Source organism: Pseudomonas sp. H3_E04, from assembly GCF_054668915.1.
In genome coordinates this window covers 3,333,803-3,357,298 of record NZ_CP162797.1, presented here as the reverse complement: position 1 = coordinate 3,357,298, position 23,496 = coordinate 3,333,803, and the positions used below count along the sequence as shown (strand labels likewise).

General features: G+C 60.8%; 26 protein-coding genes. 11 read left to right on the top strand and 15 right to left on the bottom strand.

Features of this window, described 5'->3' with window-relative positions; all coding sequences use genetic code 11:
- The first annotated feature begins 166 nt into the window (after positions 1-166).
- The 6 genes from hemA (at position 167) to AB4N53_RS15045 (ending at position 5,526) form a co-directional block, all read left to right on the top strand.
- On the top strand, positions 167-1,453 hold the full coding sequence (hemA, locus tag AB4N53_RS15070) for a glutamyl-tRNA reductase (protein WP_016773209.1): 1,287 nt from the start codon (positions 167-169) through the stop codon (positions 1,451-1,453).
- Positions 1,450-2,532, top strand: coding sequence for a peptide chain release factor 1 (gene prfA, locus AB4N53_RS15065; RefSeq protein ID WP_460121431.1), 1,083 nt, complete (start codon positions 1,450-1,452; stop codon positions 2,530-2,532). The genes hemA and prfA overlap by 4 nt, the downstream gene beginning before the upstream one ends.
- Positions 2,533-3,363, top strand: coding sequence for a peptide chain release factor N(5)-glutamine methyltransferase (prmC, locus tag AB4N53_RS15060; protein ID WP_460121429.1), 831 nt, complete (start codon positions 2,533-2,535; stop codon positions 3,361-3,363).
- Positions 3,357-4,112, top strand: a complete 756-nt coding sequence (locus AB4N53_RS15055) for a molybdopterin-synthase adenylyltransferase MoeB (protein ID WP_460121427.1) — start codon at positions 3,357-3,359, stop codon at positions 4,110-4,112. Before prmC ends, AB4N53_RS15055 begins: the two co-directional genes overlap by 7 nt.
- Complete coding sequence (murI, locus tag AB4N53_RS15050; RefSeq protein WP_460121425.1) at positions 4,105-4,896, top strand: glutamate racemase; 792 nt, start codon at positions 4,105-4,107, stop codon at positions 4,894-4,896. Before AB4N53_RS15055 ends, murI begins: the two co-directional genes overlap by 8 nt.
- A gap of 111 nt (positions 4,897-5,007) precedes the next feature.
- Positions 5,008-5,526 (top strand): acyloxyacyl hydrolase, encoded by a 519-nt coding sequence (locus AB4N53_RS15045; RefSeq protein WP_122507863.1) that lies wholly within the window; start codon positions 5,008-5,010, stop codon positions 5,524-5,526.
- A gap of 135 nt (positions 5,527-5,661) precedes the next feature.
- On the opposite strand, the gene AB4N53_RS15040 is transcribed toward AB4N53_RS15045, so the two are convergent.
- From AB4N53_RS15040 to AB4N53_RS14985, 12 genes are all read right to left on the bottom strand, one after another.
- On the bottom strand, positions 5,662-5,967 hold the full coding sequence (locus AB4N53_RS15040; protein WP_024014290.1) for a YkgJ family cysteine cluster protein: 306 nt from the start codon (positions 5,965-5,967) through the stop codon (positions 5,662-5,664).
- Positions 5,968-6,019: 52 nt separating this feature from the next.
- Positions 6,020-6,511, bottom strand: coding sequence for a DUF2878 domain-containing protein (locus AB4N53_RS15035; RefSeq protein ID WP_460121423.1), 492 nt, complete (start codon positions 6,509-6,511; stop codon positions 6,020-6,022).
- Positions 6,504-7,769, bottom strand: coding sequence for a class I SAM-dependent methyltransferase (locus AB4N53_RS15030; RefSeq protein ID WP_460121421.1), 1,266 nt, complete (start codon positions 7,767-7,769; stop codon positions 6,504-6,506). Before AB4N53_RS15030 ends, AB4N53_RS15035 begins: the two co-directional genes overlap by 8 nt.
- Positions 7,756-8,571 carry a DUF1365 domain-containing protein gene (locus AB4N53_RS15025; protein ID WP_460121419.1) on the bottom strand — a complete coding sequence of 272 codons (816 nt, stop codon included), beginning with the start codon at positions 8,569-8,571 and terminating at the stop codon, positions 7,756-7,758. The genes AB4N53_RS15030 and AB4N53_RS15025 overlap by 14 nt, the downstream gene beginning before the upstream one ends.
- Positions 8,568-9,815, bottom strand: a complete 1,248-nt coding sequence (locus AB4N53_RS15020; protein ID WP_460121417.1) for an NAD(P)/FAD-dependent oxidoreductase — start codon at positions 9,813-9,815, stop codon at positions 8,568-8,570. Before AB4N53_RS15020 ends, AB4N53_RS15025 begins: the two co-directional genes overlap by 4 nt.
- Positions 9,812-10,594, bottom strand: a complete 783-nt coding sequence (locus tag AB4N53_RS15015; protein ID WP_460121415.1) for an SDR family NAD(P)-dependent oxidoreductase — start codon at positions 10,592-10,594, stop codon at positions 9,812-9,814. The genes AB4N53_RS15020 and AB4N53_RS15015 overlap by 4 nt, the downstream gene beginning before the upstream one ends.
- On the bottom strand, positions 10,591-11,013 hold the full coding sequence (locus AB4N53_RS15010; RefSeq protein ID WP_460121413.1) for a nuclear transport factor 2 family protein: 423 nt from the start codon (positions 11,011-11,013) through the stop codon (positions 10,591-10,593). Before AB4N53_RS15010 ends, AB4N53_RS15015 begins: the two co-directional genes overlap by 4 nt.
- On the bottom strand, positions 11,006-12,451 hold the full coding sequence (gene phrB / locus AB4N53_RS15005; RefSeq protein ID WP_460121411.1) for a deoxyribodipyrimidine photo-lyase: 1,446 nt from the start codon (positions 12,449-12,451) through the stop codon (positions 11,006-11,008). Before phrB ends, AB4N53_RS15010 begins: the two co-directional genes overlap by 8 nt.
- A 16-nt stretch (positions 12,452-12,467) precedes the next feature.
- On the bottom strand, positions 12,468-13,409 hold the full coding sequence (locus AB4N53_RS15000; RefSeq protein WP_460121409.1) for a MerR family transcriptional regulator: 942 nt from the start codon (positions 13,407-13,409) through the stop codon (positions 12,468-12,470).
- On the bottom strand, positions 13,409-14,371 hold the full coding sequence (locus AB4N53_RS14995; RefSeq protein WP_460121407.1) for a YbgA family protein: 963 nt from the start codon (positions 14,369-14,371) through the stop codon (positions 13,409-13,411). Before AB4N53_RS14995 ends, AB4N53_RS15000 begins: the two co-directional genes overlap by 1 nt.
- 214 nt (positions 14,372-14,585) lie before the next feature.
- Positions 14,586-14,801 carry a TIGR02450 family Trp-rich protein gene (locus tag AB4N53_RS14990; protein WP_016773224.1) on the bottom strand — a complete coding sequence of 72 codons (216 nt, stop codon included), beginning with the start codon at positions 14,799-14,801 and terminating at the stop codon, positions 14,586-14,588.
- Positions 14,798-15,784 (bottom strand): NAD(P)/FAD-dependent oxidoreductase, encoded by a 987-nt coding sequence (locus tag AB4N53_RS14985; RefSeq protein WP_460121405.1) that lies wholly within the window; start codon positions 15,782-15,784, stop codon positions 14,798-14,800. Before AB4N53_RS14985 ends, AB4N53_RS14990 begins: the two co-directional genes overlap by 4 nt.
- Positions 15,785-15,981: 197 nt before the next feature.
- Between AB4N53_RS14985 and AB4N53_RS14980 the strand changes: the two genes are divergently transcribed.
- Both AB4N53_RS14980 and hemH read left to right on the top strand, forming a co-directional pair.
- Positions 15,982-16,884 (top strand): TIGR01777 family oxidoreductase, encoded by a 903-nt coding sequence (locus AB4N53_RS14980; RefSeq protein WP_460121403.1) that lies wholly within the window; start codon positions 15,982-15,984, stop codon positions 16,882-16,884.
- 13 nt (positions 16,885-16,897) lie between these two features.
- Positions 16,898-17,923 (top strand): ferrochelatase, encoded by a 1,026-nt coding sequence (gene hemH / locus AB4N53_RS14975; protein WP_460121401.1) that lies wholly within the window; start codon positions 16,898-16,900, stop codon positions 17,921-17,923.
- A gap of 111 nt (positions 17,924-18,034) precedes the next feature.
- Here the strand turns inward: hemH and AB4N53_RS14970 are convergent, their stop codons facing one another.
- Entirely contained in the window at positions 18,035-19,309 is a 1,275-nt protein-coding gene (locus AB4N53_RS14970; protein WP_460121398.1) for a uracil-xanthine permease family protein, read from the bottom strand.
- A gap of 2 nt (positions 19,310-19,311) precedes the next feature.
- On the bottom strand, positions 19,312-19,950 hold the full coding sequence (upp, locus tag AB4N53_RS14965) for a uracil phosphoribosyltransferase (RefSeq protein ID WP_024014279.1): 639 nt from the start codon (positions 19,948-19,950) through the stop codon (positions 19,312-19,314).
- A 164-nt stretch (positions 19,951-20,114) separates the two neighbouring features.
- Here upp and AB4N53_RS14960 point away from each other — a divergent pair, with 164 nt between their 5' ends.
- From AB4N53_RS14960 to AB4N53_RS14950, 3 genes are all read left to right on the top strand, one after another.
- Positions 20,115-20,672: a hypoxanthine-guanine phosphoribosyltransferase gene (locus AB4N53_RS14960; RefSeq protein WP_016773231.1), complete on the top strand. Its 558-nt coding sequence runs from the start codon at positions 20,115-20,117 to the stop codon at positions 20,670-20,672.
- Positions 20,673-20,852: 180 nt separating this feature from the next.
- On the top strand, positions 20,853-21,332 hold the full coding sequence (locus AB4N53_RS14955; protein WP_460121396.1) for a hypothetical protein: 480 nt from the start codon (positions 20,853-20,855) through the stop codon (positions 21,330-21,332).
- A gap of 63 nt (positions 21,333-21,395) precedes the next feature.
- Positions 21,396-21,683: a PA4642 family protein gene (locus AB4N53_RS14950; RefSeq protein ID WP_460121393.1), complete on the top strand. Its 288-nt coding sequence runs from the start codon at positions 21,396-21,398 to the stop codon at positions 21,681-21,683.
- A gap of 242 nt (positions 21,684-21,925) precedes the next feature.
- On the opposite strand, the gene mqo is transcribed toward AB4N53_RS14950, so the two are convergent.
- Complete coding sequence (gene mqo / locus AB4N53_RS14945; protein WP_460121391.1) at positions 21,926-23,434, bottom strand: malate dehydrogenase (quinone); 1,509 nt, start codon at positions 23,432-23,434, stop codon at positions 21,926-21,928.
- Between the last annotated feature and the right edge of the window lie 62 nt (positions 23,435-23,496).

Here is a 23,496-nt window from a genome sequence, read left to right as displayed (position 1 = left end):
TAACCTGCGGTCGGATCATCATGACACAAGCCTTCGGCCAAACATAACCGAGACTCAATTGTGGCCATTATAGGGGCTGACAATTGGGACAATAGTCAGCGGTAGTTGTTCTGAATCTTTCGAAGTAGGACAATTGCCGGCTTCACGTCACCACCAGCGACCTTGAATGGCCTTCCTTGCACTCGGTATTAACCACAAGACTGCTTCAGTAGACGTCCGCGAGCGCGTGGCCTTTACCCCTGAGCAACTGGTGGAGGCCTTGCAGCAGCTCTGCCGACTGACCGACAGCCGCGAAGCCGCGATCCTCTCCACCTGCAATCGCAGTGAGCTTTATATAGAACAGGATCAGCTGTCGGCCGATGTCGTGCTGCGCTGGCTGGCCGATTATCACCATCTGAGCCTGGACGAGCTGCGGGCCAGTGCCTATGTGCATGAAGACGATGCGGCCGTTCGTCACATGATGCGCGTCGCCTCCGGGCTCGACTCGCTGGTGCTGGGCGAACCACAGATCCTGGGTCAGATGAAATCGGCCTACGCCGTGGCCCGCGAGGCCGGCACCATCGGCCCGTTGCTGGGGCGGCTGTTTCAGGCGACGTTCAATGCCGCCAAGCAAGTGCGTACCGATACCGCGATCGGCGAGAACCCGGTGTCGGTGGCGTTTGCCGCAGTGAGCCTGGCGAAACAGATTTTCAGTGATCTGCAACGCAGCCAGGCGCTGCTGATCGGCGCGGGTGAGACCATCACTCTGGTCGCGCGCCATTTGCATGAGCTTGGGGTCAAGCGCATCGTCGTTGCCAACCGTACGCTGGAGCGCGCCAGTCAACTGGCCGAACAGTTCGGCGCCCACGCGGTGCTGCTCTCGGACATTCCGGCGGAGCTGGTGCGCAGCGACATCGTCATCAGTTCGACCGCCAGCCAGTTGCCGATTCTTGGCAAGGGCGCGGTGGAAAGTGCACTGAAGCTGCGCAAGCACAAGCCGATCTTCATGGTCGACATTGCCGTACCGCGAGATATCGAGCCAGAAGTCGGCGAGTTGGACGACGTTTATCTTTATAGCGTCGACGATCTCCACGAGGTGGTCGCCGAGAACCTCAAGAGCCGTCAGGGCGCTGCACAAGCGGCGGAGGAGATGGTCTCGGTCGGCGCCGACGATTTCATGGTGCGCCTGCGCGAACTGGCGGCGGTCGATGTGCTCAAGGCCTATCGTCAACAGAGCGAACGCCTGCGTGACGAAGAATTGCAAAAGGCCCTGCGCCTGCTGGCCAATGGCGGCAACGCCGAAGACGTGCTCGGGCAACTGGCCCGTGGCCTGACCAACAAACTCTTGCATGCGCCCAGCGTGCAGTTGAAAAAGCTGTCTGCCGAAGGCCGCCTCGATGCGCTGGCCATGGCCCAGGAACTCTTTGCCCTTGAGGGCTCACCGGATAGTTTTTCGGATAAAAAACCGCAATGAAAGCGTCACTGCTCAACAAGCTGGACATTCTCCAGGACCGTTTCGAGGAACTGACCGCGCTGCTCGGCGACGGTGAAGTCATTGCCGATCAGGCCAAATTCCGCGCCTATTCCAAGGAGTACGCCGAACTCGAGCCGGTAGTGGCCGCCTATAAAAAGCTGCTCGGCGTACAAAGCGATCTTGAAGGCGCGCAGGCGCTGCTCAAGGACAACGACCCGGACATGCGCGAAATGGCCGTGGAAGAGGTTCGCGAAGCCAGGGAGTTGCTGGTCACCCTCGAATCCGATCTGCAACGCATGTTGCTGCCCAAGGATCCGAATGACGGGCGCAACGTCTTCCTCGAAATTCGCGCCGGCACCGGTGGCGACGAGGCGGCGATCTTCTCCGGTGATCTGTTCCGCATGTACTCGCGTTACGCCGAGCGTCGTGGCTGGCGTGTCGAGATCCTCTCGGAGAACGAAGGCGAACACGGTGGCTATAAAGAAGTCATCGCCCGGATCGAAGGCGACAACGTCTACGGCAAGCTGAAATTCGAGTCCGGGGCGCACCGCGTACAGCGTGTACCCGCCACCGAATCCCAGGGCCGGATCCACACGTCGGCCTGCACCGTGGCGGTGTTGCCCGAGCCGGACGAGCGCGAAGCCATCGAGATCAACCCGGCGGATCTGCGCGTCGATACTTACCGTTCCTCCGGCGCTGGTGGCCAGCACGTCAACACCACCGACTCGGCGATCCGCATTACCCACATCCCGACTGGCACTGTCGTCGAATGCCAGGAAGAACGTTCCCAGCACAAGAACCGCGCCCGGGCGATGGCGTGGCTGTCGGCCAAACTCAACGATCAGCAAAACGCAGCGGCAGCCAACGCGATTGCCAGTGAGCGCAAGTTGCTGGTCGGCTCCGGTGATCGTTCCGAGCGCATCCGCACCTACAACTACGCCCAGGGCCGGGTCACCGACCATCGCGTCAACCTCACCCTTTATTCGCTGGATGAGATTCTCGCCGGTGGCGTCGAAGCCGTGATCGAGCCGTTGCTGGCCGAATATCAGGCAGACCAACTCGCAGCGATAGGTGAATAAATGACCATCATCGCCAGCCTGTTGCGCGCCGCCGAGCTGCCGGACTCGCCGACAGCGCGTCTGGACGCGGAACTGCTTCTCGCCGCCGCACTGGGCAAGTCGCGCAGCTTCCTGCACACATGGCCCGAGCGCATCGTGCCGAGCGAGGCTGCGCTGACCTTTGCCGAATATCTGCAACGGCGACGCAGCGGTGAGCCGGTGGCCTACATTCTCGGCCAGCAGGGCTTCTGGAAACTCGATCTGGAAGTTGCGCCGCACACGCTGATCCCGCGTCCCGATACAGAACTTCTGGTAGAGGCCGCCCTTGAGCTGCTACCGGCAACCCCGGCCAAGGTCCTCGATCTGGGCACCGGCAGTGGCGCGATTGCTTTGGCTTTGGCCAGCGAGCGCCCGGCGTGGAAAGTCACCGCCGTCGATCGCGTGCTCGAAGCCGTGGCCCTGGCCGAACGCAATCGCCAGCGTCTGCACCTGAACAACGCTACGGTGCTGAGCAGCCATTGGTTCAGCGCCCTTGAAGGCCAGCGCTTCCATCTGATCATCAGCAACCCGCCGTACATTGCCGCCGCCGATCCGCATCTGGTCGAGGGCGATGTACGCTTCGAACCGGCCAGTGCGCTGGTCGCTGGGGAAGATGGTCTGGACGATTTGCGCCTGATTGTTGCGCAGGCTCCGGAGCATTTGGAGGCTGGTGGCTGGCTGATGCTCGAACACGGCTATGATCAGGCCGAAGCCGTGCGTGATCTGCTGCTCACTCGCGGCTTTGAGGAAGTCCACAGCCGCACCGACCTGGGCGGCCATCAACGCATCAGTCTGGGGCGCCTGCCGTGCTGAATGATCAGGAATTGCTGCGCTACAGCCGGCAGATTCTGCTGCAACACATCGACATCGACGGGCAACTGAAGCTCAAGGCCAGCCGCGTGCTGATCGTCGGCCTCGGCGGCCTCGGCGCGCCGGTGGCGTTATATCTGGCGGCGGCGGGCGTCGGCGAATTGCATCTGGCGGATTTCGACACGGTCGACCTGACCAACCTGCAACGGCAGATCATTCACGACACCGACAGCGTCGGCATGTCCAAGGTCGACTCGGCGCTCAAGCGTCTTGGCGCGATCAATCCCGAGATTCAACTGATCGCCCATCGCCAGGCGCTGGACGAAGATTCTCTCGCCGCAGCGGTGGAGGGTGTGGATCTGGTGCTTGACTGTTCCGATAATTTTTCTACCCGTGAGGCGGTCAACGCTGCGTGCGTCGCTGCGCGCAAGCCATTGGTCAGCGGCGCGGCGATTCGTCTGGAAGGCCAGTTGTCGGTGTTTGATTCGCGGCGCGCCGAGAGCCCTTGCTATCACTGCCTGTACGGTCACGGCAGCGAAGCCGAACTGACCTGCAGCGAGGCCGGCGTGGTCGGGCCACTGGTCGGTCTGGTTGGCAGTTTGCAGGCGCTGGAAGCGTTGAAGGTGCTTGTCGGCTTTGGTGAACCATTGGTGGGGCGACTGTTGTTGATCGACGCCTTGGGCTCGCGATTCCGTGAGCTTCGCGTCAAGCGCGATCCGGGCTGCAGCGTCTGTGGCGCCCGCCATGCGTGAAGCGCCGATCGGCGTGTTCGATTCCGGGGTCGGCGGCTTGTCGGTCCTCGGCGAAATCCAGCGCTTGCTGCCCAACGAATCGCTGCTTTATGTCGCCGATTGCGGGAACATTCCTTACGGCGAAAAAACCCCGGAATTCATCCGTCAGCGTTGCAGCGTGATAGCCGGTTTTTTCCGCGAGCAGGGCGCCAAGGCTTTGGTGCTGGCCTGCAACACTGCGACCGTGGCAGGTGTGGCCGATCTGCGTCGTGATTTCCCGCACTGGCCGATTGTCGGCATGGAGCCGGCGGTCAAACCGGCCGCAGCGGCCACACGAAGCGGCGTGGTTGGCGTTCTGGCCACGACCGGCACTTTGCAGAGCGCGAAGTTCGCCGCGTTGCTCGATCGTTTCGCGGCCGATGTAAAAGTCATCACTCAGCCCTGTCCGGGGCTGGTCGAGTTGATCGAAAAGGGTGATCTGCGCAGCGCACAGTTGCGTACTTTATTGCAGGGTTACGTCACGCCTCTAGTGGCCCATGGCTGCGATACGATCATCCTCGGATGCACCCATTACCCTTTTCTCAAACCACTGCTAAGGTCGATGATCGCCGACGATATCAGCCTGATCGATACCGGAGCTGCCGTGGCCCGGCAGCTGCAAAGGCTGCTTGCCGAGCGCGATATTCTGTCAAACGGACCAAGCGCGCCGGTGAAGTTCTGGACCAGCGCCGATCCACAATCCCTCAGAAAAATCCTACCGTTGCTGGGCCAAACTGCGTCGAATGTGCAAAACTTCGACTTGTAAAAAAAATGTGAAATAACTGAAAAAACGCTGAACTTCTGACCAAGCGCGGATTTCTATAGCGACAGCAGCAACTAAAAACCAAACGATCGTTCCGGAAAAGGAAGTTTCAAAGTGAAGCGACTATTCTGCTTGGCCGCGATTGCGGCCGCACTGATGGGGCAAAGCATTTCTGCACAAGCCGCTGGCGTTGAATTCGCCGTCGGCGGTACCAGCGATTCGACAATGACGTATCGCCTGGGCATGAATTTCGACTGGGACAAGAGCTGGCTGCAGAGCGACGTCGGTCGCCTGACCGGCTACTGGAGCGGCGCCTACACGTACTGGGAAGGTGACAAGACTTCCAGCAACAACAGCCTGTCGTTCTCGCCTGTATTCGTTTACGAGTTTGCCGGTCAGTCGGTCAAGCCATACGTAGAAGCGGGTATCGGCGCGGCGTTCTTCTCCAACACCGAATATGAAAGCAACAAGCTGGGCGGTTCCTTCCAGTTCGAAGACCGCATCGGTGTCGGCCTGCGCTTCAATGGTGGCCACGAAGTCGGCATCCGCGCCACGCACTACTCCAACGCCGGCCTGTCCAGCGACAACGATGGTGTAGAAAGCTACGCGCTGCATTACACAATGCCGCTGTAACACGCCGCTACGCGCAACCAACGTGGGAGCGAGCCTGCTCGCGAAAGCTGAGTGTCAGTCAATTCAAATGGTGGCTGACACACCGCCTTCGCGAGCAGGCTCGCTCCCACAGTTGTTTCTGCGTTGTCAAAGAAATCAGCGGTAGGCTGTCGCAATACCCCGGCGCTCTTCGATGCACTCCGGCGCGCCCATTTCAAATTCGCGGCAAATCAGCGGGCGTCGTTCATAGATCGTGCACATCATGCTGTCGCGATCCAGCGCCGCGCACCAGCCGTCGTCCAGACGCAGCATCACTTCACCGCCCCATTCATCGGTATCGATAAAGCGATCAGGCACGCCAGTGTCGGTGATCAGCATCACTTCGAGCTGGCAGCAGCACGCCGCGCAGGTCGAGCAGGTGACCGCCGGTTCGGCGATTTGTGTGTGAGGAATGGTTTTCATGGCGGCAGTGTAAGGCAGTGATCGCTGTGGGTGTGAAAGCGCTGACGGACGCTCACGGCGCCAGACGCCGCGCCATCAAGTGCAACAGCGGGAACAGCCCTGCCCAGAGCAGCCCGATGACGATCAGCGTCGAAAATTCGCCGTAAGGGAATTGCACGCCGGCCAGGCGTCCGCCACCGTAGTACGACAGTGCGCCACCCACCGCGCCCAGTCCGCTGGCCAGCCACCATGGCCGCGCGCTCCACGCCAGGCAATGGCGCAACGTGGTGGCGAGCAGCGCCCACAGCAGCATTAGCCACAACGGAATGAGCGGCGAGGCGTCTTCAAAGCGGAACACGCCGAGGTAACGCAAGACGCTGTCCACCGCCGTGCCGACAATCACCACGCACAGAATCAAACGACCTTCTGCCGCCCAACTGCTGATCCAGCGCAGATGAATCACCAGTGCCGCCAGCGTCAGCAACAGCCACAAACTGTTGCCGCCGAGCACGCAGGCCAGCCAGCCGAGCTGAAACAGCATGGCATTGGCGATTCGCTCACGCATCGAAGCGACCGAGCAGCGGCGCGGTCATCGCCGCCGGTTTGGCCAGCAGCAATTGCGCGGTGCCGATGGTGCGTTCGAGGAATCCGCCCTCGCAGTAGCACAGATAAAACTCCCACAATCGCAGGAAATAATCGTCGTAGCCCAGTTCGCTCAGGCGACCATGGGCGAGGCGAAAATTCTCGTGCCACAGGCGCAATGTCCTGGCGTAATGCAGGCCGAAATCTTCCATGTGCAGCAGGTTCATGTCGGTCTCGCGGCTGACCACATCAAGCATCTTGTGCACCGAGGGCAGGGCGCCGCCGGGGAAGATGTAGCGCTGGATAAAGTCGACGCTGCGCTTGGCCTGTTCGTAGCGTTGCTCGCGAATGGTGATTGCCTGGAGCAGCATCAGGCCGTTGCTCTTGAGCAACTGCGCGCATTGTTTGAAGTAGGTCGGCAGGAACCGATGGCCGACCGCTTCGATCATCTCGATCGACACCAGTTTGTCGTACTCGCCGCTGAGGTCGCGGTAATCCTTGAGCAGCAAGGTGACGCGGTCCTGCAAGCCCAATTGTTCGATGCGTTTGGCAGTGAACGCGAACTGCTCTTTCGACAGCGTCGTGGTGGTCACGCGGCAACCGTAATGCTGCGCTGCGTACAGGGCCATGCTGCCCCAACCGGTGCCGATTTCCAGCAGGTGGTCGCTGGGCTTGAGCGCAAGTTTCTGGCAGATGCGTTCGAGTTTGTTCAGTTGCGCCTGTTCCAGGGTGTCGCTCGGCGAAAGGAACTGGGCGGCGGAATACATCATGGTCGGGTCGAGAAACTGTTCGAACAGTTCATTGCCGAGGTCGTAGTGCGCGGCGATGTTTTTCTGCGAGCCCTTGCGCGTGTTGCGATTGAGCCAGTGCAAGCCTTGCACCAGGGGCCGGCCAAGACGCGCCAGGCCGCCCTCCATGGCATCGAGTACATCGAGATTGCTGACGAACACGCGCACTACAGCCGTCAGGTCCGGCGAACTCCAATAGCCGTGGATGAATGCTTCGCCAGCGCCGATCGAACCGCTGCTGGCGACCATGCCCCACAGGGCCGGGTCGAGTACATGGACTTCGCCGAGCAGAGCACTGCCCGGGGTGCCGAAGAGCATTTGTTCGCCATCCTCGACGACCATCAATTGTCCGTGTTTGAGTTGCGCCAACTGGCGTAACACGCCACGGCGCAGCAGCGAGCCGGTCAAACCGTTGGTGCTGAAGCGACCGAGCGGCAGGCTAGAGGATTTCATGGTGCGGCTCCTTCGGAGGCACAGTGGCGGTTTTAAAGCTGCCGTCGGCAGCCTGATGGGCGAAAATCGGCGCGCGCTTGAGCAGCAGTCGCAGCGCTTGCCAGTAGATCGCCAAAGCGGTTTTTGCGGTCATCCACGGAAAGCGCCGCAGGTAGCGGTGCAGGCTGCGACGATCGAGCGGTTCGCGGCGCAGATTGAGCGTGGCGTCGAACAATTTCTCGCTGCCCTGCCAATCGGCCATGTGCACGCCAAGGCTTTGCGCAGCGGGGCTGAAGCTCATGCGGTATTCGAGGTCGCGGGGCAGGAACGGCGAGACGTGAAAGGCCTTGGCCACGGCAAAGTGCTGATGAAAATCCACCAGGCTGGTTGGCGTCTGCGCCGGCAGCACATAGTGATAACGCTCGCGCCACGGCGTGTTGGTCACTTCACAAACAATCGCCGCCAGTTGCCCGTCGGCTTCATGGCAATAAAAGAAACTCACCGGATTGAACGACAGGCCCCAACTGCGCGGCTGGGTCAGCAGGCATACCGCGCCTTGTGGCTCATGACCGATGGCTGCACCGACCTGCTGGCGCACCGCGTCGATCAGGCGCATGCCCTTGCCGGTGAAGGCTTTCAGGTAATCGGTTTCGCGAAACGAGAACGGCGCAAAGCGGCTGCGGCCCGCCATTGGCGACAGGGCCAGCACTTCGTCCTGTTCGCTCAGGTCGAGATAGAGCAAACCGATGCGATAGCGGAATTCGTGGCGGCGCGGCGCAAAACGTCGGTGGCCGATGACGCCGCTGTACAGAGCGCTGTTCACAGGGTTTCACCGAACGCGGCGGCCACGCGCAAGCCGCTGACGACGCCATCTTCGTGAAAGCCGTTGGCCCAGTAGGCGCCGCAATAATGCGTGTGCTGCTCGCCATCGAGTTCGCCCCAACGGTTTTGCGCGGCTGCTGCTGCGAGGGTGTATTGCGGGTGGGCGTAGGTGTAGCGGGCCAGCACTTTATCGGGGCTGATGCCGGCAGTCTGGTTGAGGCTGACGCAAAACGTGGTGTCGCTTTCGATGCCCTGCAGAATGTTCATGTTGTAGGTGACCGCCGCGCGCGTGTGGCCGGCACCGCCGAGGCGATAATTCCAGCTGGCCCAGGCCAGTTTGCGCGTTGGCAGCAGGCGCGTGTCGGTGTGCAGTACTACATCGTTGTCGGCGTAGAGCAGAGCGCCGAGAATCGAGCGCTCGGTGTCGCTCGGGTTGGCCAGCAGCTGCAGAGCCTGATCGCTGTGACAGGCGAACACCACTTTGTCGAAATGTTCGAGGCCGGCCGGGCTGTGGATAACCACGCCATGCTGATTGCGCTCGACGCGGCTGACCGGGCAGCTCAGACGAATCCTGTCGCTGAATGAAGCGGTCAGCGGCGCGACGTAGGCACTGGAACCGCCCTCGATGACCTGCCACTGCGGCCGATCACTGACCGACAGCAGGCCATGATTCTTGAAGAAGCGCAGAAAGAACTGCAGCGGGAAATTGAGCATTTCTGCCATCGGCATCGACCAGATCGCCGCGCCCATCGGCACGATGTAATGCAAGATGAAACGCTCGCCGTAGCCGCCGGCCTTGAGGTAATCGTCGAGGGTGGTATCGGCGGCGATGCGCAGTTCCATCAGGTCGCGCTGGGCTTCTTTGTTGAAGCGCAGAATGTCGCGCAGCATGCCCCAGAACCCCGGCGACAACAGATTGCTGCGCTGGGCGAACAGGCTGTTGAGGTTGTTGCCGTTGTACTCGACGCCAGTGTCCGGGTCGGTTACCGAAAAGCTCATTTCAGTCGGCTTGAACGCCACGCCAAGCTGGTTGAGCAAGCGAATGAAGTTCGGGTAGGTCCAGTCGTTGAACACGATGAAACCGGTATCGATGGCGAACGATTGCCCAGCCACGCTGACCGGCACGGTGTGAGTATGGCCGCCGACCCAATCACTGGCTTCGAAGACAGTGATGTCGTGGCGACGGTTCAGCAGGTAAGCGCAGGTGAGCCCGGCGATACCGCTGCCAATCACGGCGATTTTCATATCGGGTCCCGCTGTGGTGGGTTCTTGCGCACCATGCGTTTGCCGATCGCCAGTTGCGCGCGGGCCGGCAGTTTCGATAGCGGCCACAGCGCGGCCATGAACAGCCCCGGGAAGGCAATTTCCAGCGGACGGTCCTTGAGTTTGGCGAAGATGTGCCGCGCCGCTTTATCCGCAGGCCAGCTCAGCGGCATCGGGAAATCGTTCCTCTCGGTCAGCGGCGTTTCGACAAAACCCGGGCTGATGATGGTGACTTCAATGCCTTCATCCGCCAGATCGATGCGCAGCGATTCGAACAGGTAACGCAGTCCGGCCTTCGATGCGCCATAGGCTTCGGCGCGAGGCAGCGGCAGGTAAGTCACTGAGCTGGCCATGCCGACCAGATGCGGCGCCGTGCCTTTGCGCAGCAGCGGCAGTGCGGCTTCGATGCAATAGCTGCTGGCGAGCAGATTGGTGCGCACCACGTGCTCGATGATCGACGAATCGAACTGGCGCGCGTCGACATATTCACAGGTGCCGGCGTTGAGAATCACGCTGTCCAGCGAACCCCAGGCCTCGGCGATCTGCTCACCGATTTCGCGCACGGTCTGACTGTTGGTCAGATCGCCGGGCACCACCAGCACCTGGCCCGGATAACGCTGGGACAAGACTTTCAGCGGCGCCACCGAGCGCGAGCTGACCGCCAGATGCGCGCCGCTTTTCAGAATGTCCTCACACAATGCTGCGCCGATGCCACTGCTGGCCCCGGTCAGCCAGTACCGCCGTGGAGGTGTACGACTCATCCCATTCTCCTTTTCAGCCAGGCAATCACCCGGCCCAATATTGGCAAGTGTTCATACAGCAGCGCCCCGGCATCGAAATAATCCCGATGGCGATAAACCTTGTCGCGCCAGAGCAGGTGCGAACAGCCACCGACCCTGATTTCCCGGCCATTGGCCAGGCGCGGATGGCGATAACTCATGACCCAGCGCAGGTAACCTTCACCTTCGCGGATCTGGTCGAAACCATGAAAGTCGAAGCGCAGATCGCTGACGTTGGCGTACAGCTCACTGAAGTAATCCTGCAGTTGTGCCAGGCCCTGAACTTCGTGCAGCGGATCGGTGAAATGAATATCGTCGCTGTACAGCTCGTCGAGGCGATGCAGGTTGTCTTTGTTCAACCCGGAAAATTCGCGGGCGAAGCTGCGCAGGAACTCACTCATCGCTGCCGCCCACTGGCTGGCGCGACGGCAGGTTCTTGAACGCCGTCAGCGCGCGCTCGCGTGAGGTGCTGAGGTTGACGATCGGCGCCGGATAATCCGCCACGCCGAACAGCCCTCCGGCGGCCGCCGGATTGTGCACTTCCTTCTTGTTGAGCCCGGCCAGTTCCGGCAACCAGTGCTTGATGAACACACCTTCGGCGTCGAATTTTTCCGACTGGCTCAGCGGGTTGAAAATGCGGAAGTAGGGCGCAGAGTCGGTGCCGGTCGATGAGCTCCACTGCCAGCCACCGTTGTTGGCCGCCAGATCGCCGTCGATCAGGTGGCGCATGAAAAAGCGTTCGCCCTCGCGCCAGTCGATCAGCAGGTTTTTGGTCAGGAACATCGCCACGACCATGCGCAGGCGATTGTGCATCCAGCCGGTTTCGAGCAATTGACGCATCGCCGCGTCGATGATCGGCAGTCCGGTGCGTGCCTCCTGCCAGGCCTTGAGTTCTTCCGGCGCATCGCGCCAGGCCAGCGCCTCGGTTTCCGGGCGAAAGGCGCGATGCCGGGAGACGCGTGGATAGCCGACCAGAATGTGTTTGTAGAACTCGCGCCACAGCAGCTCGTTGATCCAGGTGACCGCGCCGACCTTGCCGCTTTCGAATTCGCCCTGATTGCTTTGCAGCGCGGCGTGCAGGCACTGGCGTGGCGAGATCACCCCGGCGGCGAGGTACGCCGACAATTGGCTGGTGCCCGGTTTGGCCGGGAAGTCGCGTTCGCTGCGGTAGTAGTCAATCTGCGCATCGGTGAAGGTGTCGAGGCGGCGCCGCGCCTCTTGCTCGCCGGCCGGCCACAAGGCGCGCAGGGATTCGCTCGGTGTGGCGAAGCCCTTGACTGCTTCGGGAATGGCATCGCTTTCGATATCCAGCGTAGCCTGCTTGCCCGGTGTTTTGACCAGTGCTGGCATCGAGCGATGCAGGCGGTCGTAGCAGACCTTGCGGAACTGACTGAATACCTGGAAGTAGGTACCGTTCTTGGTCAAGACCGTGCCGGGTTTGAACAGCAACTGATCCAGATAGCTGTGAAACTCGATACCTTCGTCCCGCAACGTTTGAGCGACGGCTTCATCGCGGCGGCTTTCGTGAACGCCGTATTCCTCGTTGACGTGCACCGCCTCGATCTTCAAGTGCCGGCAGAGCTTGAGCAGTTCTGCCTGCGCCTGATCCCAGTGCGGCGCGCTGCGAATCAACAACGGGATGTTCAGCGCGCCGAGGCTTTTGCTCAGTTCGCGCAGGTTGCGCAGCCAGAAATCCACCTTGCACGGCGCATCGTCGTGCTCCAGCCACTGCTGCGGACTCAACAGATACACGGCCACGGTCGGGCCGCGCGCTGCGGCGGCCGCGAGGGCAGTGTTGTCATGTTGGCGCAAGTCGCTGCGCAGCCAGATCAGTTGCATGTGATTAAACCCATCATCAAATCAATCCGCGCTCGAGCAGCGCCTGGTGTGCGGCAAGCGGATCTTCAGCCAGTAACAGATCGGCAGTCTGGGCGGTGCGTGCGGACAGCTCGGTGTGGTGGATGTGCACCGTGGGGCCGGCAATCAAGGTCGGGCAATTGACGTTCGCTAACAGCTTGGGCAACTGCGCCAGTTGCATGGCTTTGCTCGAATACAGCAGCACGCCACGGGCTTGCAGATGCTCGACGGTCAGCGCCAGTTCACCGGCCGGCAGTGGCCAGTCGAACACTTGCACCGGGCAATCGGCACTGCTGATCAGCCATGCGCAAAGCCACAGATGTGGCTCCAGCGGCAGGTCGGAATGATTGATCAACAGCAGCGGCGCCGAATGCAGCTGACGGTTGTTATGGTAGATGCGTGCACCGAATTTGCTGCGCAACCAGGAGAAGAAAAACGTCCGCTCCATCTGCGCGCCAAACTGGCCCTGCCAGCGCTGTTCGAGTTCGGCCAACAGCGGCATCAGCAGTTGCTCGCACAGAGTCCGTGGCGGATACAGTGCGATGGCCTGATTGACGCTGTCATCCAGAGTGCGCTCATTGAGCGCGGTGACCGCCGAAAGCAAGGTCTGACGCAGACGCTGCCAATCGTTCTCCACGGTTTCCGTGAAGGCCTGCGGCGCGTCAAGCAGTGGCTTGACCTGACTGACCGCAACGCCGCGATTGAGCCATGTGAGGATGGCCATGATCCGCTGCACATGTTCGGCGCTATACAGTCGATGGCCCTTCGGTGTGCGCTGCGGCACCACCAATCCGTAGCGACGTTCCCACGCACGCAGGGTGATGGCGTTGACGCCGGTCTGCCGCGCGACTTCGCGAATCGGCAACCAGCCCTCGTCGAGGGCTTTCTTGAAGTCGGCGCCGAGGTCTTCCTGGGCGCTGCTATCGGTTTTATCGTTCATTAGATCGCGTTTCGCAGACTGAGGTTTTCCGGATGCGGCTGCAGATAAACCTGCTGCGCGATGTACGGATCCGGATGGAGTCGAAAGTGATGTTTGAGCAGCGTCAACGGCACCACCAGCGGCACGATGCCCTGGCGATACTGGCCGATGACCTGCTGCATTTCCTGTTTGTCTTCGGCACTCAGCGATTGTTTCAAATATCCGCTGAGGTGCAGCAGCACGTTGCAATGGGTGCCGCGGGTGGCGCATTTCTTCAGCGCGGCCATCAGTTCGCTGAAATAGCGCGGGCCGAGTTCGGCGGGATCGCTGTCGGCCATGTTGCCAAGCATCTTGCCGAGGTTTTTGTATTGCAGCGGGTTGTGCGCCATCAGCAGGTACTTGTAGCGCGAATGGAATTCGGTGAGGGCGCGGCGGCTCAGGCCCTCGGCGAGCACTTGCTGCCAGGCGCTGTAGGCCAGGACGCGGGTGATGAAGTTCTCCCGCAGCACCGGATCGTTGAGGCGCCCGGCCTCTTCCACCGGCAAATCCGGATGTTGTGCACAGAATGCCTGCGCATAGATGCCGCGTCCGCCACCGTTCACCGGGGCGCCGTTGGCGTGATAGACCTTGACCCGTTCCAATCCGCAGGAGGGCGACTGCTGCATGAAAATGTAACCGGAAAGATCCTGCAGCTCAGCGGCCATTTTCTCGCCGTACTCGGCCAGCGGCTTGGTGACGTTGATGGTCCGGTCGACGGTGCCGACTGCCTCGGGTTGCTCCGGGTCGCCGACCAGACGGATCGGTTCGCGGGGAATGCCCATGCCGATGGCGACTTCCGGACACAACGGGACGAAATCGAAATATTCGGCGAGGGTACGGCTGCACAGCCGCGATTCCTTGTGCCCACCGTTGTAGCGCACTTCTTCGCCCAACAGGCAGGCGCTGATGGCGATCTTCGGCTTGGACAGGGAAGCAGTAGACATGAGCACCTCGAATCTATACCTGTACAGAGAGTTATCTCTGTACAACTTTTCCTCAGCATAGATCGATGGATGTACAAGTCAAATGATTTGTATAAGATTTTTGTGCGGCGCTGAATCTGTGGGAGCGAGCCTGCTTGTGAAGACGATGGGGCAGTCGACGAATTCGAATCTGATACAGCGCTTTCGCGAGTGGGCTCGCTACCACAAGGGAAATCTATTTCCAGCCAAGTAACCAGAGCTTGCTGTCTTTGAGCACCTGCCAATCCAGTCGCTCGCTACGCTGGGTCAGCACCGCCTGCAATTCAACTTCCAGCACCGTACCTTCCTCGTCGCGGATCAGTTCGGTGACCAGAAAATGTTTTTCGCGATTTTGCGGGTGGGCTGCTGTCCACTTCGACAGCAGCAATTTGCGCGGATTGATGCGATTCATTGCAGGTGTTCGTGCAAGCGACGTGCAGCCTCCTGACCACTGAGCCAGGCGCCTTCGACGCGACCCGACAGGCACCAGTCGCCACAGGCGTACAGGCCCAGATCGACGTCCGCCAGTGTGGTCCATTCATGGCCTGTGGCGGGGCGGGCGTAGAGCCAGCGGTGGGCGAGGCTGAAGGTTGGCGCAGGCATGGCGCTGTGCAGCAGTTCGGCAAAGGCACCGTGCAGATGCTCGATCACCGCCTCCTTGGACAGGTCGATGTGTTGCCGGCTCCAGGCGCTGGTTGCATGCAGCACCCATGTGTCGAGAGTGCTGTCGCGCCCGGGTTTGCTGCGGTTGCGCGCCAGCCAGTCGAGCGGGCTGTCCTGCACGAAGCAGCCTTCGATCGGCGTATCCAGCGGGGTTTCGAAGGCGAGAGCGACGGCCCAGGTCGGCTCCATTTTCACCCCGGCAGCGACGCCGGCAAGTTTCGGCGCGGCGGCGAGCAACGCGGTGGCTTGCGGTGCTGGTGTGGCGATCACCACGTGGCTGAAAGGGCCGTGGGTGCCGCCGTCGGCGTCCTGCAGATGCCAGTGTTCTTCCCCGCGATAGACCTCGGTGATGCGGCAGGCGAACTGCACATCCAGACCATCGAGCAGGCCACGGGTGATGGCGCTCATACGCGGCGTGCCGACCCAGCGGGTCTGCTCGTCCGGCGACATGTTCAATTGGCCGCCCTGGAAGGTGTACAGCTGCGGCGTCCACTCGGCGGCCCAGCCCTGGCTTTGCCAGCGCTGCACCTCGGTGACGAAGCGTCGATCGCGCGCAGTGAAGTATTGAGCGCCCAGATCCAGCGAGCCGGCGTCGCTGCGCTTGCTCGACATGCGTCCGCCGCTGCCGCGGCTTTTATCGAACAGTTGAACGGTATGCCCGGTCTCTGTCAGAGCCTGGGCGGCGGAGAGCCCGGCGATGCCGGTGCCGATGATTGCGATAGGTACAGTCATAGGGGCCTCGTTTACCTTTCTGTACAGACTACGCCGTCGATGAAACCTGTACAATTCTGTTTTTTGGTATAACTTCTAGCGTTCTCGTTCTGACAGCTTGGCCTATTGTTAAACAATAGAGCCTGCCCGATAGAAAAGATCCCTGCCTATAAAAATAGACTAGTGATCCGGGTTAAACGCCACGCGAGGAAGATGTCATGCACATATTGCTGACCGGCGGTACTGGTTTGATCGGACGTCAGCTCTGCCGGCACTGGCTGGAGCAGGGCCATCGCCTGACGGTGTGGAGTCGCCGCGCGGAAAAAGTCGCGCAGATCTGCGGCGCGCAAGTGCGCGGGATAACCCGTCTGGAGGACCTCGGCGAAGAGCCTCTGGATGCGATCGTCAATCTTGCTGGCGCGCCGATTGCCGACCGCCCCTGGACCCATCGACGCAAGGCATTGCTGTGGAGCAGTCGCATCACCCTTACGGAAACGCTGCTGGCGTGGCTGGAAACTCGTGCGCAGAAACCAGAACTGCTGATTTCCGGCTCGGCGATCGGCTGGTACGGCGACGGTGGCGAGCGCGAGCTGACAGAGCAATCGCCGCCCGGCATCGACGACTTCGCCAGTCAGTTGTGCATCGCTTGGGAAGAAACCGCATTGCGCGCGGAAAACCTCGGCATCCGTGTGGTGCTGGTGCGAACCGGTCTGGTGCTGTCGGCCGAGGGCGGCTTTTTGTCGCGGCTGTTGCTGCCGTTCAAGCTCGGGCTGGGCGGGCCTTTGGGCAACGGTCGGCAGTGGATGCCGTGGATTCACATCGACGATCAAATCGCCCTGATTGATTTTCTTCTGCACCGTAATCAGGCCAGCGGTCCTTATAATGCCTGCGCGCCAAAACCTGTGCGCAACCGCGAATTTGCCAAGACCCTGGGCAGTGTATTGCACCGCCCGGCGTTCATGCCGATGCCGACCCTGGCGCTGAAAGTCATGCTCGGCGAGTTGTCACTGTTATTGCTCGGCGGCCAGCGCGCGACGCCGGCACGCTTGCTGGATGCGGGGTTCAGCTTCCGCTTTACGGATTTACGCGCGGCTCTGGATGACCTCTCCAGCCGCCTCTGAAATAGGACGTTGCATGACCGATCACGCTTTGCTTCTGGTCAACCTGGGCTCTCCGGCCTCCACCTCGGTGGCCGACGTGCGCGGCTACCTCAATCAGTTTCTGATGGACCCGTATGTGATCGACCTGCCATGGCCGCTGCGGCGGTTGCTGGTGTCACTGATTCTGATCAAGCGCCCTGAGCAGTCGGCGCACGCTTACGCCTCGATCTGGTGGGAGGAAGGCTCGCCGCTGGTGGTGCTCAGCCGCCGCTTGCAAGAGCAGATGACCCGCACGTGGAAACACGGCCCGGTGGATCTGGCGATGCGTTATGGCGAGCCGTCGATCGAAACCTGTCTGCTGCGGCTGGTGAAGGCCGGGCACAAGAAAATCACGTTGGCGCCGCTGTATCCGCAGTTTGCCGACAGCACCACGACCACGGTGATCGAAGAAGCCCGGCGCGTGCTGCGCGAGAAGAAGCTCGACGTGCAGTTGTCGATCCTGCAGCCGTTCTACGATCAGCCGGAATATATCGAAGCATTGGCCGCCAGCGCGCGCCCGTACCTGCAGCAGGATTACGATCATTTGCTGCTGAGTTTTCACGGCTTGCCTGAGCGGCATCTGAGCAAACTCGACCCGACGGGCAACCACTGCCTCAAGGGCGCCGATTGCTGCCAGACCGCCTCGCCGGCGGTATTGGCGACCTGTTATCGCGCGCAGTGTTTCCGCACCGCCGCTGCCTTCGCCAAAACCATGGGCCTGGCGGACGGCAAATGGTCGGTGTCGTTTCAGTCACGCCTGGGCCGGGCGAAATGGATCGAGCCGTACACCGAAGCGCGGCTGGATGAACTGGCCAAAAGCGGAGTGAAAAAGATTCTGGTGATGTGCCCGGCGTTCGTCGCTGACTGCATCGAGACGCTGGAAGAGATTGGCGATCGTGGCAAGGAACAGTTCCGCGAAGCGGGGGGCGAGGAGTTGGTGCTGGTGCCGTGCCTCAATGACGACCCGCAATGGGCCAAGGCGCTGGCCACGCTCTGCGAGCGCGCACCGCTGGCGCTCTGAAAGTCAAAAGCTTCGCGAGCAAGCCCGCTCCCACAGGTTGAAATGCATTCCAACCTGTGGGAGCGAGCCTGCTCGCGAATGCGGTGTATCAGGCGATGAAGCTCTAAAGACTTAAATCAGCGGCTCATCCGCCTTCTTGTTCTTCCAGCCATCATTGCCCGGCAGGATCAGGTTCAGCACAATCGCCACCACCGCGCACAGCGCGATGCCTTTGAGGCCGAAGTCATCAGGACCGGTGCCGGTGCCGACCAGCACGCCGCCGATACCGAATACCAGCGTCACCGAAACAATCACCAGATTGCGCGCTTCGCCCAGGTCGATCTTGTGGCGGATCAGGGTGTTCATGCCCACCGCCGCAATCGAACCGAACAACAGGCACAGAATCCCGCCCATCACCGGCACCGGAATGCTTTGCAGCAGCGCGCCGAACTTGCCGATGAAGGCCAGGGTGATGGCGAAGATCGCCGCCCAGGTCATGATTTTCGGGTTGTAGTTCTTGGTCAGCATCACCGCGCCGGTCACTTCGGCGTACGTGGTGTTGGGCGGGCCACCGAACAGGCCGGCGGCGGTGGTGGCGATGCCGTCACCGAGCAGGGTGCGATGCAGGCCCGGCTTCTTCAGATAGTCGCGACCGGTCACGCTACCCACGGCAATCACGCCGCCGATGTGCTCGATCGCCGGGGCCAGCGCCACTGGAACGATGAACAGAATCGCCTGCCAGTTGAACTCGGGCGCAGTGAAGTGCGGCAGGGCGAACCAAGGCGCTGCAGCAATCTTCGCCGTATCGACCACGCCGAAATAGAACGACATGGCAAAACCCACCAGCACGCCGGAAATGATCGGCACCAGACGGAAGATGCCCTTGCCGAACACCGCCACGATCAACGTGGTCAGCAGCGCCGGCATGGAAATCATCATCGCCGTCTGATAGTGGATCAGTTCGGTGCCGTCACCGGCCTTGCCCATCGCCATGTTCGCGGCAATCGGCGCCATGGCCAGGCCAATGGAAATGATCACCGGACCGATCACCACCGGTGGCAGCAAGCGGTCAATGAAGCCGGTGCCTTTGATCTTCACGGCCAGGCCGAGGAAGGTGTAGACGAAACCGGCCGCCATCACTCCGCCCATGGTCGCGGCGAGGCCGAACTGGCCCTTGGCGAGAATGATCGGCGTGATGAAGGCGAAGCTCGACGCCAGAAACACCGGCACCTGACGCCCGGTGACGATCTGGAACAGGATTGTCCCCAGACCTGCGGTAAACAGTGCCACGTTCGGGTCCAGGCCCGTGATCAGTGGCATCAGCACCAGGGCGCCGAAAGCCACGAACAGCATCTGCGCGCCGGACAGCACCGTGCGCCAGAGCGGATCGTTGAACTCTTGCTGCATGGTTACGCGTCCTTCTGCTTGGTGCCGAAGATCTTGTCACCGGCGTCGCCAAGCCCAGGAATGATGTAGCCGTGCTCGTTCAAGCGCTCATCGATGGACGCGGTATAGATGGTCACGTCCGGGTGCGCCTGTTCTACCGCAGCAATGCCTTCCGGCGCGGCGACCAGGACCATGGCGCGGATGTCGCGGCAACCGGCCTTTTTCAGCAGGTCGATGGTGGCAACCATGGAGCTGCCGGTGGCGAGCATCGGGTCGATGATCATCGCCAGACGCTCGTCGATTTCCGGTACCAGTTTTTCCAGATAGGTGTGCGCTTGCAAGGTTTCTTCATTGCGGGCCACGCCCACAGCGGAGACCTTGGCGCCCGGGATCAGGCTGAGCACGCCTTCGAGCATGCCGATGCCGGCACGCAGGATCGGCACAACGGTAATCTTCTTGCCGGCGATCTTCTCCACCGACACGGTGCCGCACCAGCCGGCAATGTCGTAGGATTCGAGTGGCAGATCTTTTGTAGCTTCATAGGTCAACAGGGCGCCGACTTCCTGAGCGAGCTCGCGGAAATTCTTGGTGCTGATGTCAGCGCGGCGCATCAGGCCGAGTTTATGACGGATCAGCGGATGGCGGATCTCGAGGATGGGCATGGGAAAGGCTCCGGCGGCGGGCAAAAAAACCGGCCTAGATTAATCTATCCGAGGGTGATGTCCTATAGGACATTCTGTACGTTAGTCCATAAGAGCTTGATTCGACCTCGCGGGATGCGTACCTTTGCCCGCTTTTCCAATTCCGCCAACCCCTGGAGAGCGCCATGTCCGCTGATCTCGAGCATATCCGTCAAATCATGCGAGAGGCTGACTGCCTGTACACCGAGTCTGAAGTCGAGGCGGCCATCGCCCGCGTCGGTGCACAAATCAACGAACAACTGGCTGACAGCAACCCGGTGGTGTTCTGCGTGATGAACGGCGGCCTGATCTTCTCCGGCAAACTGCTCACGCATCTGCAATTCCCGCTGGAAGCGTCCTACCTGCACGCGACCCGTTATCGCAACGAAACCAGCGGTGGCGACCTGTTCTGGAAAGCCAAGCCGGAAGTCTCGTTCATTGACCGCGACGTGCTGATTATCGACGACATCCTCGACGAAGGTCACACCCTGGGCGCGATCATCGACTTCTGCAAACACGCTGGCGCACGCAAAGTGCACACCGCCGTGCTGATCGACAAGGACCACGACCGCAAGGCGCGTCCTGACCTGAAAGCCGATTTCGTCGGCCTGCCATGCATCGACCGCTACATCTTCGGTTATGGCATGGACTACAAGGGCTACTGGCGCAACGCCAACGGGATTTATGCCGTTAAAGGCATGTAAGAACCTGCATTGCCCCCTGCGGAAGCGAGCCTGCTCGCGAAGGCGTCGTGTCAGTCAGCATCATTGAAAACTGACACACCGCTTTCGCGAGCAGGCTCGCTCCCACAGTTGTTTTTGTGTGTGCTGATCCTTGCGCGACAGCCATGCTAGAGTGCTCGGCCCCGCCCCCCGGAGCCTGTCATGCGCCTCTTGATCTGCAGTCTCGCTGCCCTGTTGCTGTCCCTCAGCCTGCCACTGTCCGCCGCGCCGATGCACAGCCAGTTTCTGCCGCCGGACGATCTGACCCTGCGCGACGCTGAACCCGAGCAGCAGCAACTGCTGCAGGTCAGCGAGTATTCGGTAGTGGTCGGTGCGCAGCGCCAGTCCAATCAGCAGCCGATTCCGGTCACCTCATCCTTGTTGATTCGCCTCAAAGGCAAATCGCTGAACAAGGGCGCGACCATCAGCCAGGTGCTGGTGAGTTTCGACGGCGAAAGCAAAAGCCTGAAAAAACCGGCCTACGATGACAAAAGCAAAACTCTGACGCTGTTCTATCCGCTCGCTCAATACCGCGTGGTGATGGATCTGCTGCGCAACGACACGGTGTATGTGCAGTTCCTCAGTTATGCCAACGGCCATATCTGGGCCGATTTGCACACCGGGGCGATTCGTCCGCGTTGAGCCGGGCGGTCGGGCAGGGGTAAACTGCCCGCCCCGTGTCATGTCTGCGAGCTGGAGTCGGCAATGCGTAAAGATAAGAAACAAGTGATTGGTGACGAGATCGGCGATGAGCAGATCAAGCTGTTCCTCGATTTTGAGCCGGTCGACGCCACTTCGCCGTCGCTGCACAAACTGATCAAGGCGTATCGCGGTTTGCGTATCGATGACTTCGAGCGTTTTCTGGGCTTCTTTGTCGCCGCCGGTTTCGACGTGGATGGCAAGGACGAGCAGGGCAAGACCTTTGTTGAGCTGATCGCCGATCAGCGTAATGCCCCGGACTACATCGAACTGATCGAAAAGTCCCGTACCTGACATTTGGCAAAAACACATTCTTGCCAGATGGGTGGTGTTGGCTCTGGCCCTTTCGCGAGCAAGCCCGCTCCCACATTGATCTCTGTTGCCACACATCTTGTGTGCACAGGAGATTCACTGTGGGAGCGGGCTTGCTCGCGAAAGCGATGTCACTCACACCATAGATTTTGTGGCTGACTGTTTATCCGCATAAAAAAACGCCCCGCACTCTCTGAGTCCGGGGCGTTTTTTATGCCGCAAGATCAAGCGTAGCTTGGGGTCTCGCTGCTTTCTTCAACCAGTTCCAGGGCGATGTTGTTCTGCGTGTTGATCTTGCGATACAGCGCAGCATCGGTTTCCAGAACCTTCTCGCGTGCCGGGAAGATTTCCGCCAGTTTGCTTGCCCACTCGCCCGACGCCTTGGCCGGGAAGCATTTTTCGATCAGCTCGAGCATGATCGAAACGGTCACCGACGCGCCTGGCGAAGCGCCGAGCAGGGCAGCGAGGGAGCCGTCCTTCGCCGCGACCAGTTCGGTACCGAACTGCAGGATGCCGCCCTTTTTCGGGTCCTTCTTGATGATCTGCACCCGTTGGCCGGCCACTTCCAGGCGCCAGTCTTCGGCTTTCGCCTGCGGGTAGAAACGGCGCAGGGATTCCAGACGCTGTTCCATCGACTGCATCACTTCGCTGACCAGGTATTTGGTCAGGTCCATGTTGTTTTTCGCCACCGCCAGCATCGGCCCGATGTTGCCGGCGCGCACCGACATCGGCAGGTCCATGAAGGAGCCATGCTTGAGGAACTTGGTGGTGAAACCGGCGTATGGCCCGAACAGCAGGGATTTCTTGCCGTCGACGACGCGAGTGTCGAGGTGCGGCACCGACATCGGTGGCGAACCCACGGCAGCCTGGCTGTAGACCTTGGCTTGGTGATGTTTGACCACTTCCGGGTTATCGCAACGCAGCCACTGACCACTGATCGGGAAGCCGCCGAAGCCTTTGCTTTCTTCGATGCCCGAAGCCTGCAGCAATGGCAGGGCCGCGCCACCGGCACCGAGGAAGACAAACTTTGCGTCGACTTCGCGGGTGTTGCCGTTGTTGACGTCCTTGATGCTGACGGTCCAGCCGGCGCCGTTACGCTTGAGGCCGGTCACGCGCTTGCAGTATTTGACCTGAGTGTCCGGGGCACTGCTCAGGTGCTTGAGCAACTGATTGGTGAGGGCGCCGAAGTTGACGTCGGTGCCGTTCATCACGCGGGTGGCGGCGAGGACTTCGTCGGGCGAGCGGCCCGGCATCATCAGCGGCATCCACTCGGCCATCTTGCCCTTGTCTTCGGTGTATTCCATGTCGGCAAACGCGTGGTGCTTGCTCAACACGTTGAAGCGTTCCTTGAGGAACGACACGCCGCTTTCGCCCTGTACGAAACTCAGGTGCGGCACCGGGCTGATGAAGGATTTGCACGAGCCGAACGTGCCTTTTTTGGTCAGGTACGACCAGAACTGCTTCGACACCTCGAACTGGGTGTTGATGTGCACGGCTTTCTTGATGTCGACGCTGCCGTCGGCAGCCTGCGGGGTGTAGTTCAGCTCGCACAGGCCGGCGTGACCGGTACCGGCGTTGTTCCACGGATTGGAACTCTCGGCGGCGCCGGAATCCATCAGCTCGACGACTTCCAGCTTGATCGCGGGGTCGAGCTCTTTGAGCAGCACGGCCAGGGTGGCACTCATGATGCCGGCCCCTACCAGAACTACGTCGACTGCTTCGTTATGCGCCATTTAACGCGTCTCCCAAATCTGCAGCACCAAATTGTCGGCATGGCTGCCAGGCGTTCCAGGGC

Coding starts and splice junctions, on each gene's coding strand:
- mqo (WP_460121391.1), bottom strand. CDS start 23,434: ATGGCGCATAACGAAGCAGTCGACGTAGTTCTGGTAGGGGCCGGCATC.
- AB4N53_RS15030 (WP_460121421.1), bottom strand. CDS start 7,769: ATGAAATCCTCTAGCCTGCCGCTCGGTCGCTTCAGCACCAACGGTTTG.
- hemA (WP_016773209.1), top strand. CDS start 167: ATGGCCTTCCTTGCACTCGGTATTAACCACAAGACTGCTTCAGTAGAC.
- upp (WP_024014279.1), bottom strand. CDS start 19,950: ATGCCCATCCTCGAGATCCGCCATCCGCTGATCCGTCATAAACTCGGC.
- AB4N53_RS14985 (WP_460121405.1), bottom strand. CDS start 15,784: ATGACTGTACCTATCGCAATCATCGGCACCGGCATCGCCGGGCTCTCC.
- AB4N53_RS14950 (WP_460121393.1), top strand. CDS start 21,396: ATGCGTAAAGATAAGAAACAAGTGATTGGTGACGAGATCGGCGATGAG.
- AB4N53_RS14955 (WP_460121396.1), top strand. CDS start 20,853: ATGCGCCTCTTGATCTGCAGTCTCGCTGCCCTGTTGCTGTCCCTCAGC.
- phrB (WP_460121411.1), bottom strand. CDS start 12,451: ATGCAACTGATCTGGCTGCGCAGCGACTTGCGCCAACATGACAACACT.
- prmC (WP_460121429.1), top strand. CDS start 2,533: ATGACCATCATCGCCAGCCTGTTGCGCGCCGCCGAGCTGCCGGACTCG.
- AB4N53_RS14990 (WP_016773224.1), bottom strand. CDS start 14,801: ATGAATCGCATCAATCCGCGCAAATTGCTGCTGTCGAAGTGGACAGCA.
- hemH (WP_460121401.1), top strand. CDS start 16,898: ATGACCGATCACGCTTTGCTTCTGGTCAACCTGGGCTCTCCGGCCTCC.
- AB4N53_RS14995 (WP_460121407.1), bottom strand. CDS start 14,371: ATGTCTACTGCTTCCCTGTCCAAGCCGAAGATCGCCATCAGCGCCTGC.
- AB4N53_RS14970 (WP_460121398.1), bottom strand. CDS start 19,309: ATGCAGCAAGAGTTCAACGATCCGCTCTGGCGCACGGTGCTGTCCGGC.
- AB4N53_RS15040 (WP_024014290.1), bottom strand. CDS start 5,967: ATGAAAACCATTCCTCACACACAAATCGCCGAACCGGCGGTCACCTGC.
- AB4N53_RS14960 (WP_016773231.1), top strand. CDS start 20,115: ATGTCCGCTGATCTCGAGCATATCCGTCAAATCATGCGAGAGGCTGAC.
- AB4N53_RS14980 (WP_460121403.1), top strand. CDS start 15,982: ATGCACATATTGCTGACCGGCGGTACTGGTTTGATCGGACGTCAGCTC.
- AB4N53_RS15010 (WP_460121413.1), bottom strand. CDS start 11,013: ATGAGTGAGTTCCTGCGCAGCTTCGCCCGCGAATTTTCCGGGTTGAAC.
- murI (WP_460121425.1), top strand. CDS start 4,105: ATGCGTGAAGCGCCGATCGGCGTGTTCGATTCCGGGGTCGGCGGCTTG.
- AB4N53_RS15035 (WP_460121423.1), bottom strand. CDS start 6,511: ATGCGTGAGCGAATCGCCAATGCCATGCTGTTTCAGCTCGGCTGGCTG.
- AB4N53_RS15015 (WP_460121415.1), bottom strand. CDS start 10,594: ATGAGTCGTACACCTCCACGGCGGTACTGGCTGACCGGGGCCAGCAGT.
- prfA (WP_460121431.1), top strand. CDS start 1,450: ATGAAAGCGTCACTGCTCAACAAGCTGGACATTCTCCAGGACCGTTTC.
- AB4N53_RS15020 (WP_460121417.1), bottom strand. CDS start 9,815: ATGAAAATCGCCGTGATTGGCAGCGGTATCGCCGGGCTCACCTGCGCT.
- AB4N53_RS15000 (WP_460121409.1), bottom strand. CDS start 13,409: ATGAACGATAAAACCGATAGCAGCGCCCAGGAAGACCTCGGCGCCGAC.